Here is an 18422-nt window from a genome sequence, read left to right on the forward strand (position 1 = left end):
GCGACACAATAAAACAAAGCGGCAGTCCGTTCTTCAAAAGAAAACGAAAATCAATTACACTAAAACCTGTAAAAAATGATAACGAACTGGATAATCATGATGGCAACATGTATGATGGGACTGTCGGGCGGAGAGAATCCGCAGACCAACCCCAAAGATAAGCAACAAGAGAAAGAAATCTATCTGGCCGGAGGATGTTTCTGGGGAACGGAACATTTTCTGAAGCAGATCGAAGGTGTAAAAACAACGCAGGCCGGATATGCTAACGGCAACAAAAAGAATCCGACCTATCAAGAGGTATGTACGGGTACGACCGATTTTGCGGAGACGGTAAAGGTGGAATACAACCCTGCCACGGCAGAGTTGCCTTTCCTTATCGAGCTGTTCTTTAAAACAATCGATCCTACGAGCCTCAACAAGCAGGGGAATGACCGGGGCACGCAATACCGGACGGGGATTTATTACACCGATCCGGCCGATCTGCCGGTCATTCAGCAAACCGTAAACCGGTTGGCATTGGCGTACAAACGTCCGTTAGCCGTAGAGATAAAGCCGTTGGTCAATTTCTATGCGGCCGAAGATTACCATCAGGATTACCTCGACAAGAATCCCGGCGGTTATTGCCACATCGATCCGTCGTTGTTCAAACTGGCACGCAACGCACGGATGGAGAAACCCCGATCCTACGTCAAGCCGGACGACAGCGTCCTGCGCGAACAGCTTACGCCCGAACAGTATGCCGTAACTCAGGAGAATGCGACCGAACGCCCTTTCCGGAATGCTTACTGGAATGAACACCGTCCGGGCATTTACGTCGATATTACCACCGGCGAACCGTTGTTCGTCTCGACCGATAAGTTCGACTCCGGATGCGGATGGCCAAGTTTCTCGAAACCGATCGACCGCAAGTTAGTGGTAGAGAAAAAAGATACCTCGCACGGAATGATCCGCAAAGAAGTGCGCAGCTCAACGGGCAATGCCCATCTGGGACACGTCTTCGACGACGGCCCGAAAGACAAAGGAGGGCTGCGTTACTGCATCAACAGCGCCTCACTGCGGTTCATTCCGAAAGAAAAGATGGAAGCCGAAGGGTACGGAAGCTACATCGGGATGGTCAAATAAATCTTCGGCACACCTCCATAGCCATACCAAAGTTTTTTTCAACAAAGGAAGATTTTCGGGGCTAAAGTTTTTTCTTGTTTCGCCCGGAATGTCTTCCTTTGCGAGGTAATGAACGAGGGGATTTTAGAGAAACTGAAGATACTGGCCGAGTCGGCCAAATACGATGTCTCGTGCGCTTCGAGCGGCACGGTGCGCAGAAACACATCCGGCGGATTAGGCAATACCGTCGGCGGGATGGGCATCTGCCATAGCTTCACGGACGACGGACGTTGCGTGTCTCTCCTCAAAATCATGCTCACGAACCATTGCATGTACGACTGTGCTTACTGCATCAACCGTCACAGCAACGATCATCCGCGAGCCACATTCTCGGTCAGCGAACTGGTAGAACTGACCATCGAGTTTTACCGTCGCAACTATATCGAGGGGCTGTTTCTCAGCTCCGGCATCATGCGCAGCCCCGACTATACGATGGAACGCATGGTGCGTGTCGTCAAAGACCTTCGCACGGCGCATCGTTTCAACGGGTATATTCACTTGAAGAGCATCCCCGGATGCAGTCGGGAACTGGTCAACGAAGGAGGGCTTTATGCCGACCGTATGAGTGTCAACCTCGAAATCCCGACAGAGCAAAACCTGAAACTCCTCGCGCCGGAGAAAGATTTTCAAAGCGTCTTCACACCGATGCGCTACATTCAGCAGGGCATGTTGCAAAGCCTCGAAGACCGGCGCAAGTTCCGGCATGCTCCGCGTTTTGTTCCCGCCGGACAAAGCACGCAGATGATCGTGGGCGCTACCTCCGAGACTGATAAGGAAATCCTCTCCATCTCGTCCGCCCTGTACCGCCGACCAAGTATGAAACGCGTCTATTATTCGGGATACATACCGGTGAATACATACGATAAACGCCTGCCTGCCCTGAGGCAAGCTCCTTTGATACGTGAGAACCGGCTCTATCAAGCCGACTGGCTCATGCGCTTTTATGAGTTCAGGGCGGACGAGATTGTCGACGACCGTTTCCCGAACCTCGATCCGGAGATCGATCCGAAGCTGGCATGGGCCTTGCGGCATCCCGAACATTTCCCGGTAGATGTGAACACGGCAGACTATTCGATGATTCTGCGGGTGCCGGGCATCGGCGTGAAGTCAGCTAAGCTGATCGTAGCCGCACGCCGCTATGGCCGGCTCACATCGGCACAACTGAAAAAGATCGGCATCGTGATGAAGAAAGCGCAATACTTCATCACCTGCCGTGAGTTACCGGTGAATACGGTGCATGAGGTGACGCCCGAATACGTGCGCCGCATCCTGACCGAACCAAAGAAACGCAAATTGGCGACCGATGAACGCCAGCTGACCATCCCATGGCCGGAATAGGAGAAGACGTATGGTGATTTTCTTCTACGACAAAACCTTCGAAGGGCTGCTGACTGCCGTTTTCGACGCATATAACCGGAAAACATTTCCGCAACGCCTGATGAAAACAGGCGAAACACCTCCTCTGTTTACGGACGAAACCTATACGGTGTGGACCCAAAAAACATCGGCCGAACGCGTGTGGAAGGCGCTGGAGCGCAAGTTGAAAAAAGAAGCCTGTAACATGCTGATGCGTGTCTGGCTGTCGGAACTTGCGGGAAGCGACGAGCTGCTGTTCCGCTATATCTGCAAAACATTCGATACGAAGCACGACATCTCCCTGAACTTCGGTGATGCCGATGTGTTGGAAGTCGGTAAGATTGCCCGTAAAGTAGGCCATGAAGCGCTTTATCTCAAACAGTTCGTGCGGTTTCAGAAAGCTGCCGACGATCTGTTCTTCGCCCCCGTCCGACCGATATATAACGCGCTACCCCTGACCATCGACCATTTCACCGGCCGCTTTGCCGACCAGCCTTGGGTGATCTATGACCTGCGTCGCAGGTACGGCTACTATTACGACCTGCAAACGGCACGCGAAATCACATTTACGGACGACGACCGACTGTTGGGCGGACGGCTCGACGAATCGCTGATGGCCGAAGACGAGAAGCTGTTTCAAGAATTGTGGCGCGGCTACTTCAAGGCAATGTTCATCAAAGAACGCATCAACCTGCGGAAACAGCGTCAGGATATGCCCGTCCGCTTCTGGCAATACCTGACGGAAAAGCAATAAGCAGAGAATGGAGCGATAACCGTACTTCCTGTCGGCATCGGACAGAAATCCCCTCAAAAAGATTGGATACCAATCTAAAGAAACACATTAAAAAACATAATTTACATAAAACAGCAAATACCCCGGCAGAAAAAGAAAAAGAACAAGACACAGACATCACGCATCAGAATACAAGTTTACAGATCAAACACTTACAAATAAAATCAAACGCGCATAATCATAAAAGTTAAAATGATTAGGTATAAGTGCGGATAATCATATTTTAAAAAATAAAACAATGAAAAAGATGACATATACATTGATCGTGGCGAGGCTGACGATGCTCTCCGCCGGTAAAAGCGCGTATGCGCAAATCCCCGAAGCGAAAAACGTTCCGCAAGATACGGTGATGTACAAAACAACATACGAAGTGCGGCAAATCATCCCACCTCTATATGAGGCAGCCGGATTTTTCCGCGAGGGGAGAGCTCGGATCAAGCGTGACAACAAATGGGGCGTATTATCTTTCAGGATAGTGAAAAACGAAAAGTGAAGCCCTTCGGGCGTTTGATTGTTGATTGGTTGGATTGTTGGCTGAATGCTGATGGCTGACCGCTGCATACTCTTTAGATAAACTTCTCTCTGCGGCGGAGGTTCAGAAGTCCGGCCAGAAGAAAAACGATGCCTCCGACCGTCAGGAAAAGACGGCTTTTAAGGATCGTACTCTGCCAGACGAGGGGGTGCATCTCACGAGGCAGCGAGAAAGGATTGAGAAAAACGTTCCAGAACGAACGGCTGATCAGGTCGACGGCATTCATAAAGATAAAGAACAGCAGTCCCAGCACAATCATGATCACGGCCGTAGCGTTCCCGCTACGCGTCAAGGTGGAGAAGAGAAACGCGAGGTTGCCGAAAAACAGCATGGGGAATAGCAGTTGTGCGGCCATCTCGAAGACGGGTACGGGATAGAGCAGCCATCGGGCGAGCAAAGCAAAAAGCAGCAGGATGACATAATCGGCCACGTAGACCATCAGCATACGCACGCCCCAGACCTTATAACGGTAGTCGGGGATGCCGAAGATGATCTCGAGCATGCGGCTGTCCTCATCGTTCTGAATCCCAAAGACCACGGGATAGAAGATCAACAGCATACACGGGAAGAACAGCAAATAATAAATACTTTCTTCGTTGATCTCCACCCTGTCCCATGCCATCTGAAACATAAAGAAGGCAAAGAACACGAAGGCAGCCAACAGAAACCAAACAAACTTGCCGGCAAAGATAATCTTCAAGTTATAGCGCACCATCCGCTCGGCCAGTATGATATATTTTCTCATCTTCTACATGTTTTTTAATAAACACAAATAAGCGTCTTCGAGATTGGCCTCCGCCGGCACGGCATCGGGACGGGGCTGCACGGCCGAGAGATAACGCACCTGTATGCGATCGCCATCCTGAATATGATGTACGACGAACGATTTATCCAGCTCGTCGAACGCCTCCCCGTCGATGGAGAACTGCCACACCTTGCCTTCGGCCATGTGAACCATGCCTTCGGGTTGTCCGAAGTATTTCAACTGTCCCCTGTCGATGACGGCCACCTGATTGCACGAACTCGAAATATCCTCGATGATATGCGTCGAGAAGATGACGATACGTTCCTTACTCAGTTCGACCAGCAGGTTACGAAAACGGATCCGCTCGCGCGGGTCAAGTCCCGCCGTAGGTTCATCGACCACGAGGATACGGGGCAGATGAAGGAGAATCAGGGCGATGCCGATCCGCTGCTTCATGCCGCCGGAGAAGGAACCGATCTTCTCGTCTCTCCGTTCATACATATTCACGGCTCGCAACACGTATTCGATCCGTTCGTTGCGCAAACGGTCGTCGGTCAGTCCTTTCAGGATAGCCTGATAGTCCAGAAACTCCCACGACGACATCTGCTCGTATGTGCCGAACTCCTGCGGCAGGAAGCCGATCAGCCCCTGCAACTCCTCACGGTAGACACGGGTGTCCAGCCCATTCACCCGAATACATCCGTAACTCTGCTCCAAAATACCCGTAACGATCCGCATCAGCGTCGATTTACCGGCTCCGTTAGGGCCCAGCAGACCGAACATCCCCGTCTTGATCTCGAACGATACGCCGCGCAACGCTTTGAACGGACGACGACGCTTGCCGAGCCACGGCACACTCTTGACCAGACGGAAGAACGTACGTTTCAGCCCCGCAAAGCGACCGCCTACACGCTCGATGTTCACTTCCCTTTCATACAGATATTGCGACGTGACATAAACAATCAACCCGCATCCCCACAAGAGAGCGGTAAGCGCCATCAGAGACGGTTGACTGATCTTGCCCGACAAAACAACAAGCAGTACGACAGGCACTCCCCAGAACAGGAGTCGGTTGAGGTAACGGAGACCCCTTCTGTCGCCGAAACGGAAGAAGAGGTACATCCGTATTTTACGCCACAGGTACAGGGTCAACGCATATACGATAAATGAAAAGACAAAGATCCAGAACGAGTGCTCCAGATAGCCGTAGGTGAAACAGACAATAAACGCGAACAATCCAAACAACCAGCCGATATTCAGGAAGTCTTTGAACGAACGATACTCCTGCTGAATCCCCAGACGCTTACGCCGTTCCTGTCCGCTGTTCCACTGGCGGGCGAAGCGTCCCGCACGGTCGTACACCTTCACAAGGTTACGGATGACGATCCGAATCTCCTGCCCAGGATGAATCATATCGGCTCTTGCCCGGCGCAAACTGGCCTTTACAAAGGCTGTGACTCCGGGAATGAGGATAACCAGCGCCACAACCGATATGGCCTGCCACAGCCAACTGTCGATATAGACATAGACGCCAAGCAGCCCGGCAAGCATAAGCCCGAGATGAAGCCATTGCACCCTGCGCGAGAGCGCACGGTACCATTGTAACGTATTCTCCAGCCCCATGTAAGCCGTGGGAAGGATGACCAGCGTCAGCAACGACGAAAAAGTCAGTCCACCGATCACAGTAATCGCAAAAGGCGCTCCGATAGCTCCGGCATATTCCGTATCGCCCATGGCCAGCGGGAACATGGCGATAATCGTGGTGATGCTCGTGATCAGAATCGGACGGATACGGGACAGCCCGGCCGTCATCAGCGCACGTTCGCGTCGGAAGCCCTGCTTGCGGAGAATACGAGCATAGTCGATAAGGATGATGCCGTTGTTCACAACTACTCCAAGGAGGATCAGAAAGCCCGTCAGCGTATTGGCATTCAGCAGACTGTTACCGGTCATAAGCAGAGCCAGCAGTGATCCGATAGCCGCCAGAGGAATGGAAAAGAGCAGTACGAACGGAGTCGATATCGATTCGAATACGCACGAGAGAATCATAAAGATCAGCACGAAGGCGGCAAGCAGGAGGAATTTAAAATCGGCGAACAGATCTTCTTCATGGACGACTTCAATGGCTACCCCGGCGGGCAGATTATAATTCGCGATATACCGGTCGATGTCGGCACGATACCCTTCGAGCAGTGTCTTCGACTCTTCGACACTGCGGGCGAACCGGTAGCGTACTTCAAGTTGCTTGTCCTGATTCACACGTATGATACGTGAGCGTCCGTTGCTCTTGTGAAGGGTAGCCAGCTCGTGAAGGCGGTGCATTCCTCCCTGCCCGTCGGCAATGCGTACCTCTTTCAAGTCATCAACGGTTTGCTGTTTCTTTTCCCGCTCGGACGTCTTGTCCGGCAAATCTTCACGAATCACGATGTCGTAAGTCTTGTTACCCACTTTGAAGGTTGTTCCCGTAGCATATTCGGGCGTCAGCTGCGCCAGTCCTGTCGCGATATGACTTCGGGTGATGCCGTACGAAGCGAGCAGTAACGGATCGAAATGCAACCGCACTTCGGGCTGACGACGGGCCGACGGCATCCACGCATGTCCGACAAACTCCTGTGCGTCGAGGTAATACCGTATATCTTCGGCCACCACCTGCATCATGTCGTAGTCCGATCCTTTGATAACCACCCGCTCCTGATTATCCCCAATGCCCAGCAGCGTCATAAAAGCCATGGCCGCTCCTGCGCCGTCACCCCCACCGGAGCCGCTCATAGCTTCGGAGAACGAGATCTCGGCACCTCCCACAGCCGGCATCCGCGCTTGTGCGTCGGCCTTGATCTCAGCGATCTTACGCCTACCCGTCGTCTCGTAATCTTTCCGAAGAATCACGGTCAGCACGGCTTGTTCCTCCTGAACACGACTGACGACATCCTGCTTCTCCGGGATCTCATGGAGACGTTCCTCGATCACCTTCACGATCTTATCCGTATGCTCCAGCGTGCTGCCCGTATGCATCGTGACATAGATATCGAAGCGGTCGGACTCAACTTCCCTGTTCTGACGGACGTTCATCGTCAGCGACAGAATCAGCGTCAGGAAAAGCAGTACGACGGCGCTCAACAGGGTGGCACCGGGATGACGCATGCACGTTTTGAGAAACACGAGGTAAATCTGCACAGGCCGTTGCAGCAGAGAAATCTTTTCGTAAAATACGCTCTCACCTTTTCGTCGCAAGATGCCGTAGGTTGCCATCGGAATAAACAGCAGGGCCACCCCCATCGACACCAGCAAGGTGGAAATAATTGAGACACCGATATGGTTGCCGATCAGTTTGATCATGAAATTATCGGAGAAGACGAAAGGCAGGAATACGGTGATGGTTGTGAGCGTAGCGGCTATGATCGAACGCCAGACCTCTTTTGTCCCTTTCGTTACGGACTGCTCGGGCGATTCTCCCGCCGCCGACCGCCGATACACATTTTCGAGCACGACGACGCTGTTATCGAGCAGCATCCCGATAGCAAGCGCCATGCCGACGAGAGTCAGGCTGTTGATCGAGATGCCTGCCGCATAGAAGAAGTTAAAAGCCGTATATACGGACAAGGGGATAGACAAGGCGATGAAGAACACGAGACGGATATTCTTCAGGAAAAACCAGAGCACTAAGATGGCCAACAAGCCCCCTGTCAGCGCCAGACGAATGATCTGATCGATATTCTTCTCCATCGTTTCGGCCGTATCCGACTCGATCACGATCTCCACATCCTGTCCCTGCAAACGTTCATTGAGCCGGTCGATTACCGCCCGTGTACGATGCGACAGGTCGATGAGGTTCGTCTGGGCTTCGTTCATGAGCGCGACGGAGATCGCGTCCTTGCCGTTCACGCGGCTGAACGAGGTTTCTTCTTTCAGGTCGAAGCTGACGGTCGCCACGTCTTTCAGGAATACGGGGCCTTCGGCTACGACAAGATGCTCCAGCTCGGAGACCTGCGTGTACGCCGAATGCACATGAACGAAATAACGCGAATCAGCTTCCGTAACATTCCCTGCAAACATTTTCTCCTGCGTCTGACGATTCAGCAACTCACCGATCTTCGAGGCCGTCAGGTTCAACGCTTCACACACTTCCTTATGTAAACGGATCTCAATGGTTCGCTCCTGTCCGCCATACACATCGACGGCCGCCACCCCATCGATATGTTCAAGGTCGCGCCGTACCTCTTCTTCCACGACATTACGCACGCGATCCACTCCTCCCGAACCTCGTACCTGCAATGTCATAAAACGGTTCGCCATCATCGCCAGATCGACTTTCTGCACTTGCACGGTAAAGCCTTTCGGCAGCGATGAGGAGACTTCTTTCATCTTCTCTTCGAGCCTGAGATACGTCGTCTTGAAATTGATATCGGCCTTGAAATCGACCTGTATGGACGACTGGCGGCGGTTGATCTCGGAGCGTATCTTATCTACCCCTCCAACGGTGCTGATGGCTCCCTCGATCGGAATGATGACCTCGGTCTCGACATACGCCGGATCCATCTCCTGCTGAGACTGGACGGAGACGAACAGCACGGGCAATTCCGCATTGGGCAACAACTCCACAGGCAGCTGTTTGTAGGACACATACCCCAATAAGGTAAGCGCAATAAACAACATGCTGATGGTTACCCTTCTGTTTAAAAGAATGTTCATCCTTCGCGTCTTACCTTACTTTTCAGTTGTTCGAACACATAGTAAACACACGGAATCACGACAAGACTCATCAAAGTAGACGTAATAAGTCCGCCGATGACAGCCACCGCCATGGCGGAGCGCAAGGCCGCTCCTTCGCCGATATGGAGCGACATGGGCAGCAAGGCCAGAATCGTCGTGAGCGTAGTCATCATGATCGGACGGATCCGCTGCCGGCCGGCCTCGACAATGGCCTCCGTAAGCTCCATCGTCGTCTTCAACTGGTTGATGCGTCCGACTAAAAGAATCGAGTTGTTCACCGCAATCCCGGCAAGCATAATCATCCCAATCACTCCCATGATATTGAGCGTCATTCCGGTGATCCAGAAGATCAGCACGGCTCCCACCAGTGCCAGCGGAACAGTCAACAGGATGGTAAAAGGATGCAGCAACGATTCGAACTGCGATGCCAGCACCATGTATACAAGTACGACCGACAATAACAGCGCAAGCATCAGGCTGTTCATCGATTCCCGACGCTGCTCCTCCTCGCCCGTCACACGAATCGAATAACGTGAGGGCAACTCCACGTCCTCCACTGCCCGGCGTATGTCTTGCGCCACCTTATCGAGCGAGCGAGCTTCGTCTTTGTCTGCAAGAATCTTGTTGATACGGCTCTGATTCCGACGAAATATCTCCTTCGGGGCCTGTGTCGGGGTAATCGTCGCGATCTCGTGCAGCAGAAATTCCCGATTCCCGCTACGGATGACAAGACGTTTCAATTCCTCTGCCGTAATATCGGGTACTTTGATGACAATATCACGCATCTCTCCCTTATATTCCATCTTGCCCACGTCCCGCCCCTGCAACTGTTGCTTTAACTGGGCAAGCACGGTCGAGGCCGTAATCTGATGAATACCGGCCATTGTACGGTCGAGGGTGATCAACAGCTCGGGCGCTCCGTCGGCCATCGACGACTTGAGGTTATAAATCCCTTCGACCGATGCCATCCGTGCCATCACCTCGTCTGTGAGAGCCGCGATCTCTTCCGATTCTTCTCCTTTCACTTCCACGACAATCGGAGCCTCTTCATCTCCGAACAGCGAGCCCAGCGAGTAATCCTCCTGTTTGAACGTAAGTTCCAACCCTTCGATCTCTTTCGTTGCTTCCACAAAACGCGATATGACTTTATCGGTCGACAAAGGCGACGCCTCCGAAAGCAAGACCGTCAGCGTTGCCGTCGACTCTCCCTCAAATACCTCATGTTCCGATGCTCCTTCTCCGATATGGCTGTACACGGTAAGCAGGCTGTCGCCACTGATGGAGTGCAGCAGATATTCCAGATTATGCACCACGGCATCCGTGCGTTCGAGACGTGTGCCTTCCGGCAGTCTCAGTGAAACCGAGAACGCACGTCCGGCGGAGCGGGGTAAAAACTCCGTCCCGACGAATGGAGTAAGCAGGAACGTAAGGACCAGCAATCCCACCGACAGACCGATCACCCACCAACGGCGTCGGAGAAACGAGGTGAGCAGCATGCCATACCGCTCGAAACGAACGGTTTTCGCTTGCCGCTGTATCTGCTTCCTCCCCGATAGCCGGTCGTATAGCATGGGAATAATCAGCAAGGCAACAAATAAAGAGGACAGCAGCGAGAAAGCCACCGTCCACGCCTGCTCCTTGAACAGTTCGCCCGATGCTCCATGCAGGTAGACGATAGGAAGAAAAACGACAATGGTCGTTAGTGTAGAAGCAATCACCGCGCCGGCTACCTCCGATGTTCCGGTGACAATAGCGTCTGCACGACTCAGCCCCCGCTCATGATTTCGAAAGATGCTTTCTATCACCACAATGGCATTATCGACGAGCATTCCTCCGCCAAGCGCGAGACCTCCCAGTGTCATGACGTTTAACGTCAGTCCGTTAAAATACATCAGGTTAAATGTTGCCACGATCGAGATGGGGATCGACAGACTAACGATCAGCGTCGTCCCGATACGACGAAGGAAGACAAACAGCACTAACACGGCCAACAGCATCCCCAGCAAAGCCGTACTTTTCACTTCACCGATCGCCTGACTGATAAAAGTACCCTGATTGCGGATCACCTGAAAACGATAGCCGGGCAAAGCCTGTTCCATGGCTTTCAACTGTCGATCGATTCGATCGACCACCCGAACCGTATTATGCTGCATCTCCTTATAAACAGAGAGGCCGATGCAACGTTCGCCGTTGATACGCACGATGTTTTCGGGACGGGCATTTTCAAACCGGGCTGTAGCCACTTCGCACAGATATATCGGTGCACGGTTCTCCGTTCCGCCATTTGCATGAGATGCTTCCGTCGATGCGACAGTCGGGCGATAGCTCACAATCAGATTCTCAAAATCGGCTTCGGAAGTAAAGAACGACGAACTTTTCACCAAATACTGCAGTCCGAGTTCACTGACCCTTCCGCCCGATACGGTTTGATTATTCGCCTCGATTCCGGAGGCGATGTCTTCCATCGTCAAGCCGAACGCCTTTAACTTATAGGGATCGGTTCGTAAGGTCAGGACAGAGCGCTCTTCGCCGGAGAGTAATACTTCCCCTACCCCTTCTATACGCACCAGTTCGTTGCGCACGTAATTCCCGGCCATCTTACGCAGCTCGGCCATATCGGTGATGGAACGATGCGACATGGCAATCAACATCACCGGATCGGTATTCGGATCATGCTGAGTGATGTTGAGAGACTCAATATCCGTGTTACGCGAAAAAGGCGCCATGGCTTTCTGCAAGTCTAAAAAGGCCTCGTCCATATCTTTATGCTGGACGTACGTGACCGTGATGCGTGCCGAGCCGGAACGAATCACCGAGGCGACCTGCGTGACGTCGCTCTGACGTATGGCCATCGACTCCATATTCTCTACGAACATCTTCTCCATCTCTTCGGGCGGACGTTCACCCGCCTTGATTTCTACGAACAGACGCGGAGCATTCATGTCGGGCAGTAAATCCACATTCAGACGATTGTACGAGATATTGCCGAGCAACACGATTGCCAGCACCACCATCGCCATGGTAACGGGATTGTTTACCGCAAACCGGATGATTTTTTTCATGTCATTGCGTAATCTTAAACTATACCTGTATTACCGTTTCACTGCATCGCGTTACTTCAGCACCTTTACCCGACTGTTTTCACGCAAGGTCTCAAACCCTTTGACGATAAGATGATCATGCTCGTTCAACCCTTCCGTAACCTGAATAGACTCATCGTCTTCAAGACCTGTCCGTATCTGACGCGCAACAGCCGTATTCTTTTCCACCACATATACATATTTGCGGTCTCGTGCTGAGAGAACAGCATGCTTCGGAATAATAATGGCACTGTCGGCCTGCTCCACAACGATATCGACTTTGATGAACATACCGGGACGCAGTTTCTGCCCGGCATTGTCTATCCGTATCCGTCCGGTGAAGGTGCGTGTCTCGGTACTGATAGCCGGAGAAAGTTCGCTGATCACACCTTTCAGCGTATCTTCGGGCAAGGTGTAGTGCGTCACATGGACCGGCTGATCGACCCTGATATACGGAATCGTACTTTCGGGCAAGTTCACATCCATGTACATACTCGTATACGACATGATACCGACCATCGGTTTCCCCTGCTCCACCCGACTGTCCGATGTATAATGAGGCAGAGAGACGATCACTCCGTCAAAAGGCGCCTTTATATTCATCTTTTCCAGACTGATATTGGCATTCTCCAGTTCGTACCGGGCATTGGCTGCTTTCACATCCGTATTACGCATCTCACTGAGGGTCACTCCTCCTTTCTCGTATAACGCCTTCTGCTTGCTTTGCTCCTGCCGGGCAATTTCAAGATTCAACGTTTTCGATTCCAACGCAATGCCATTCTCATATTCTTTATTTTCGAGGCGTATGATCAGTTGACCTTTCCTGACCCCATCACCCAACTTATACGGTTTGCCCGTCGCCGGATTACGCTGAAGGCCGTACATCCCGCTCATCTCGGAGACAAGTTCGGCCGCACCAGCGGCCTGTGCCGTTCCCGTGGTATGAATGAGCTTGCTGATCGATCCTTTCCGAAGTTCCTGCACGGATACGGGGGTCTCCACATCATTCTGATCGGATTGAGGTTTGGAACCGCATGCCGTAAGCGCAGCCAGTGCGGCTACGGCGAAGATTGTTTGGTATTTCATCATGAGGTATATCATTTATTTTTTACTCGAATACAGGAATGAATTTATTTATCTCTGTGACGGGCATCGCCCAATGTCCGGACAGGAATTACCGGAGCGTTTTTCTCAAAATCGTACAGCGAAAGAATTTTCAGATTCAGCAACTCGATTTTATAATTGATCAACGTTTGCGAATAAGCGATCTTCTTATTGGACAGCTGGGTCTGAAACTGACTGATCTGCATACCGGTGAGGTCTCCTTCACGATATCTGGTCAAGTTCAGGTCATACGTCAGCTGCGCGTTCCTGACATTCTTTTCGGCAATGGTAATCTGTGTGCGGAGATTTTCGAGCCGGCGCCACACCTGACGGATATTCAGCTCGATGTCGAGCTTTTCATTCTCCTGCCGGAGCTTCGCGATTGTCTGTGCTGTCCGTTGCGCCTTCACACGCGCTTTCTTCTCTCCCCAATCAAAGATCGGAACGGTAAAGCTGATGGCGACACGGGGATTTTGCGTCGGATTATCGTAGACGCTTCCCAATCGCTCATTGTCACCGGTAATGCCGACCGATAAGGAGATATCTCCTTTAAATTCATTCAGGCTCTTCGTGCGGACCATCTGCAGTTCCGCCAGCTCGATATCGATCTCACGCTGCCGAAGCTCCATCCGCGAATCGAGTCCGTTGCGGACAGCCTCCTCAAGACTGACGGCTACCGGACTGATTCCGATATCGGCCATGACACGAATCCGTTCGTGAAGAGGCAGGCCCAGTGCCTGCTTCAACTCGTCTTCCGCGTTGGCGAGCGCGACCAAACGTTCCTCGACCGAAGACTGTGCCGTGGCCAAATTCAACTCCGCCTGATACAGCTCCTCTTTGGCCGACAAATCGGCTTCGACCTTGTTTTTGATAATTTCGAAGCTCTGCCGGGCATTTTCCAACTCCTCCCTGCTAGTCTCCAGGTTACTCTGCGCCATGTAAACCGTATAGAACCGATTCGTGATGTCTCGCTCGGTATTCAGGCGCTGAAGAGCATAATCGATCCCGGCATTTTCATAATCGAACTCAATCTGTTTCAGCTCCATCTTCCGACGGTTATACGTAAACACCGGCTGAGTGAACTGAAGATAAAGATTGTTGCTGAATGCTCTGTTGCGGTTTTCATGCCCTTCGACCACCGATGTGTTATTTTGCCACCCGAACCGGTTAATGAGCGAGAGCTCTCCATCCGTCCACAAGATAGGCTGCGTGACACGGAACGTCCCGCTTGAAGTCAACGACTCGTTCGTGTACCATTGCGACAGCCGGTTGTCGAAACGACGCGTCTTCGTATAATCAATCGGATCGAGGTTCAGAGAGAACCGGGATTTTAACGACGCCCGCTGCGCAACAAGCTGAAGCTGATACCGCTCCAGATTGAGCTTCGAGTTGATCAGGGTAGGATTGTGCTCTTCGGCGATGTCGAGTGCCTGCTCTATGGTCACCGACCGTTGCGCATACGCTTCTGAAGGCACGCCCCACATTCCCGCAAGCCACATCATCCCACTCACGTAAATCCTTAGAAATTGTTTGTTTATCATCATGTTTCTTTTCTATGCTGCTTCTTTGAGTTCATTCGCTTATTTTCTGACGATTTTCACGGCATCGGCTGTGACGGTTCTTAACTTCGTATCATCCGTCAATACGACACGTACCGTATCGCGGTTGAAATAATATGTGCCCAGCAGCCCCCATCCGTCTTCCGAACGTGCAAGGTCGATATACGCTTCTTCTTCCTCGTGATCATAACAGACCTTAAACCGATATTCCGTATGACCTGCCCCTCCTCCGCCACGTCCTCCTTCACGAAGTTCCTGAGGTTTATACACGTAATAGTAGAGGTCATATTGTCCGGCATGCGGGATCGGGATGCTCCATGTAGCCGTCTGATTTCCGCTTCCGCTCTTGATCACGTAGGCCGAACGGATATGCGCACCGTAATACTTATCGTTTGTCGTCAATGTCCATTGCAGCGGAGCACGCCATTGGGACACGCCCGAATAACGGAACGATTGATCGTTCTCCTTATCGAGCCACCGTGGCAGAAGACCGAACACTTCAGGTTTCGACAAGGCGAACAGCAAAGAGTCTTCATTATCTACGATCACCTCTCCGGACGTATCATCCGACAGAAGCGGCAGTACGAAGTCGCCTTCCTCTTCGATCGTCCGGTTCTGTTCACGCAGGATGTTTCCGACGGGTAAATCGATCTGCGCCGGTAGGTTTGCCGATATAAGTGTATGAACACGGAGTTTCCGAGGCGCTTCGTCCCAATGCGTCACGATGCGTTTCGTCTGATGCGGAGCGAAAGAGAGGGTGCGTTTCGTTCGCGGATCATACAAGTCGTTACGTCCTCCCACATCGGTTTCCAGACGGATCGCACCCTCGTAATCGGAGGTATTGGTGATCTGCAAAGCCACGACATACGTCTCCTTATCGCGGTTCGTGACGTGTACGATACGGGGCGTTCCGACAATATATACAGGCAGCGGCGTAGGATGTTGCCATGCGCCGAGAGACACCCGGAGGTCTTTGCCGGTCATCGTGCCGAGTGTATCGAGCAGGTACTCGAAGCGCAGGTTTGTAAACCTGTTCCGTTGCAGGATGGCACGCAGCGAGTCACGAAACGCACGGTATCCCATATCAATTTCGGCAGGAGCGAAGAGGCTGCTTGCCTTCAGCGACAGCACATCGTCGACCGGATTACGCAGTTCCGTATCGGAGAGCAGCTCCTTCAACGGCCGCTGCTCCATCAGCAGATTTGCCTTTTCCTTATTGCTGATACCGTTCATCTCCCTGATCCAGCCGTTCTCTTCGGACTTGTCCTGCAGGTAGAGTTCGATCATGCGGTTGGCGACAGACCATTCCGACGAAAATACATTGTATCTGAAATTATACAGTTGAGGAAAAAGCAAATAAGGATTGACCTCGGCAGAGACATTCTCCGTTCCGCGATCGAACGACCAGTTGAAATCGCTCTCTGTACGACGGAAGAGATGCATAAAGCTATTGAAAGTACGGATGGCGGCTTCCTTATCGGTAATCTCACGTCCTTCCCAACGCGCCCATTTCTTTTCACGTTCGACCCTTCTCGCAACATCAGCCTCGTTGAACAGGCAACCTTTTTCGGGAAAGAAAATCATCTCGGGCTGTACTTTCTCCTGTGCCTGCGTCCATACTCTGGGATAGCTGTAAAACTGCACAGGCACTTCGACTACGGAGAATCGGCGGAACGAATAATCGAGCGAATAATCGTGTTCGATCGACTGGCGAAACTCTCTGATCTGCGATGGAATGGTATCCGTAATCGAATCGAACGGAGCCGTAAAATCACCATGCCCCCGCAGATGCCAAATACTGTACTCCGTACTGTCTACCACGAGGCTTTTCTGCTCGTAGTCCCCCACGATAAGCGAGAGAGAAGGTGACGGAAAATCCGTTTCGTAGATAAACACCCGTTCTTGTTCCTTATCCAAAGAGAATGCAGCGGTGTCCAGCGTCGTTGGGAAAGGTTGCTGCCGTGTACCCTGTGAGAGAGCCATCAGGCCGTCTGTCGTACGCACCGTCAGCCGGAAACGACTGAAATACGTTTGCTGCCCATCGGTGCTGAGGCTGCTGTAGGAAGTGCCGGGACGCGGATACCAATACGTTTCGGGTGTAAAAAGCAGATAGTCGCGTTCCTGAAAGCTGTATTTCTTATCCATTCGGAACAGATCGTTCGCATACTCCTGCTGCAGGATGTCGGCAGGAGTATCAAGGTAGCAAAAGCGGTCGTCGATGCGTCCTTCGTACTTCATGACGATCGAAAGGGAGTCTCCTTCGGCGAGTTCATGTCCGAGATCAACAAGGATGATCTGGCTCCTGCGCTCGAACGCTAACGGACGACCACCGGCTTCGACCTCGTGCACGGTCAAGCCGGGATTGAGGCAGAATGTAAACACGGAACCGCGAGTGGCAGCCACTCCGTTCATGGACACCTCAGCAATAATCGTCGACGGCTGTTGGGTGAGGATGATGTCGTAACGGTCGACAAGCATCTTCGGTGCGTGCACATACTCATTATTCAACGCGATATAATGCTGTCGCAGCTCCCCTTTTTTCCTGACGGAATCTACATGACGATAAGCTGCCGCGATACCTCCGAGAAAGAAGCAACAGCCGAGTGCCAGCCATCGATAGCGTCCGTACTTCGTGTTCGGCAACCGACGGAACAAAAACACGGCGAGGCAGACAAAACCTAATCCAATCAGCAGATAAATCGCACGATGTATCATCAGCGCCTGCACGTTCGTAAAGCCGACGACAGACGATTTCACCAAAGGCAGGTTGTAGGTCATGTAATCGAAGAGATAGTAAAACCGATCGCCAACATAAAACAGAGTCAGTCCGATATACCCCAGCAGCAGTACGAAGGTCACAGCCTGATTTTTCAAGATAAGCATCAGGCAGATAGACAGTCCAAGGATATAGAAGAGCGTAGGGATGCATATCAGGAAGAAATACGTGAGATAGGCCGTCCAGTCGATCGACACGCCCGACGCGAGGTTAAAAATCAGGACCATCGCAAGAATCATCAGGTCGAGGCGGAAGAACACGCTTAAAATCCCCCATATCTTACCCGCTACGTATTCGGCATTGCTGAGCGGATGAACATAAAACACCTCGGACGTATCGAGCTTTTTGTCCGACTTCAGAAACTCGGACGACAAAAAAACGGCGATCACCGCCTGCCCGGTATTAAGCAGCAGCAGATTTACATACGGGATATTGGAGGGCAGCGATTTCATCAGCCAGTAGCCGTCGTCGCTAAGTAAAGCTGCAAAATTGAACAATGCCAGAATCAACACGGAAAGTACCAGAAAGACGCGGTAGAACCATGTACGGAGCAATAGCTTGCGTTCATACTTGGCGACAGACCGTATATTATTCCATACCGACATA

At 51.9% G+C, this 18422-nt stretch carries 10 protein-coding genes; 4 read left to right on the forward strand and 6 right to left on the reverse strand.

Going from position 1 to position 18422, the window contains the following annotated elements:
• Positions 1-111: 111 nt before the first annotated feature.
• The 4 genes from msrB (at position 112) to Tanf_RS08720 (ending at position 3803) form a co-directional block, all read left to right on the forward strand.
• Positions 112-1122 (forward strand): peptide-methionine (R)-S-oxide reductase MsrB, encoded by a 1011-nt coding sequence (gene msrB / locus Tanf_RS08705; protein ID WP_080948601.1) that lies wholly within the window; start codon positions 112-114, stop codon positions 1120-1122.
• Between the two features lie 108 nt (positions 1123-1230).
• Positions 1231-2499 (forward strand): putative DNA modification/repair radical SAM protein, encoded by a 1269-nt coding sequence (locus Tanf_RS08710; RefSeq protein WP_046825583.1) that lies wholly within the window; start codon positions 1231-1233, stop codon positions 2497-2499.
• Between the two features lie 10 nt (positions 2500-2509).
• Positions 2510-3271, forward strand: coding sequence for a TIGR03915 family putative DNA repair protein (locus Tanf_RS08715; RefSeq protein WP_046825584.1), 762 nt, complete (start codon positions 2510-2512; stop codon positions 3269-3271).
• 277 nt (positions 3272-3548) lie between these two features.
• Positions 3549-3803, forward strand: coding sequence for a WG repeat-containing protein (locus Tanf_RS08720; protein ID WP_046825585.1), 255 nt, complete (start codon positions 3549-3551; stop codon positions 3801-3803).
• 73 nt (positions 3804-3876) lie between these two features.
• On the opposite strand, the gene Tanf_RS08725 is transcribed toward Tanf_RS08720, so the two are convergent.
• The 6 genes from Tanf_RS08725 to Tanf_RS08750 all read right to left on the reverse strand — a co-directional run bounded on the left by Tanf_RS08725 (position 3877) and on the right by Tanf_RS08750 (position 18421).
• The gene (locus tag Tanf_RS08725; RefSeq protein ID WP_046825586.1) at positions 3877-4587 is read right to left on the reverse strand and encodes a hypothetical protein; all 711 of its coding nucleotides are present in this window, start codon (positions 4585-4587) and stop codon (positions 3877-3879) included.
• A gap of 3 nt (positions 4588-4590) precedes the next feature.
• Entirely contained in the window at positions 4591-9276 is a 4686-nt protein-coding gene (locus tag Tanf_RS08730; protein ID WP_046825587.1) for an efflux RND transporter permease subunit, read from the reverse strand.
• Positions 9273-12359 carry an efflux RND transporter permease subunit gene (locus Tanf_RS08735; protein ID WP_046825588.1) on the reverse strand — a complete coding sequence of 1029 codons (3087 nt, stop codon included), beginning with the start codon at positions 12357-12359 and terminating at the stop codon, positions 9273-9275. The genes Tanf_RS08730 and Tanf_RS08735 overlap by 4 nt, the downstream gene beginning before the upstream one ends.
• A gap of 51 nt (positions 12360-12410) precedes the next feature.
• Positions 12411-13466, reverse strand: a complete 1056-nt coding sequence (locus tag Tanf_RS08740; protein ID WP_041591094.1) for an efflux RND transporter periplasmic adaptor subunit — start codon at positions 13464-13466, stop codon at positions 12411-12413.
• Positions 13467-13507: 41 nt separating this feature from the next.
• A complete protein-coding gene (locus tag Tanf_RS08745; RefSeq protein WP_371706631.1) occupies positions 13508-14983 on the reverse strand; it encodes a TolC family protein in 1476 nt (491 codons plus the stop codon).
• Between the two features lie 78 nt (positions 14984-15061).
• On the reverse strand, positions 15062-18421 hold the full coding sequence (locus Tanf_RS08750) for a golvesin C-terminal-like domain-containing protein (protein ID WP_046825589.1): 3360 nt from the start codon (positions 18419-18421) through the stop codon (positions 15062-15064).
• Position 18422 lies beyond the last annotated feature (1 nt).

It is taken from the genome of Tannerella forsythia (assembly GCF_001006485.1).
In the GTDB taxonomy this organism is placed as follows: Bacteria; Bacteroidota; Bacteroidia; order Bacteroidales; family Tannerellaceae; genus Tannerella; species Tannerella forsythia.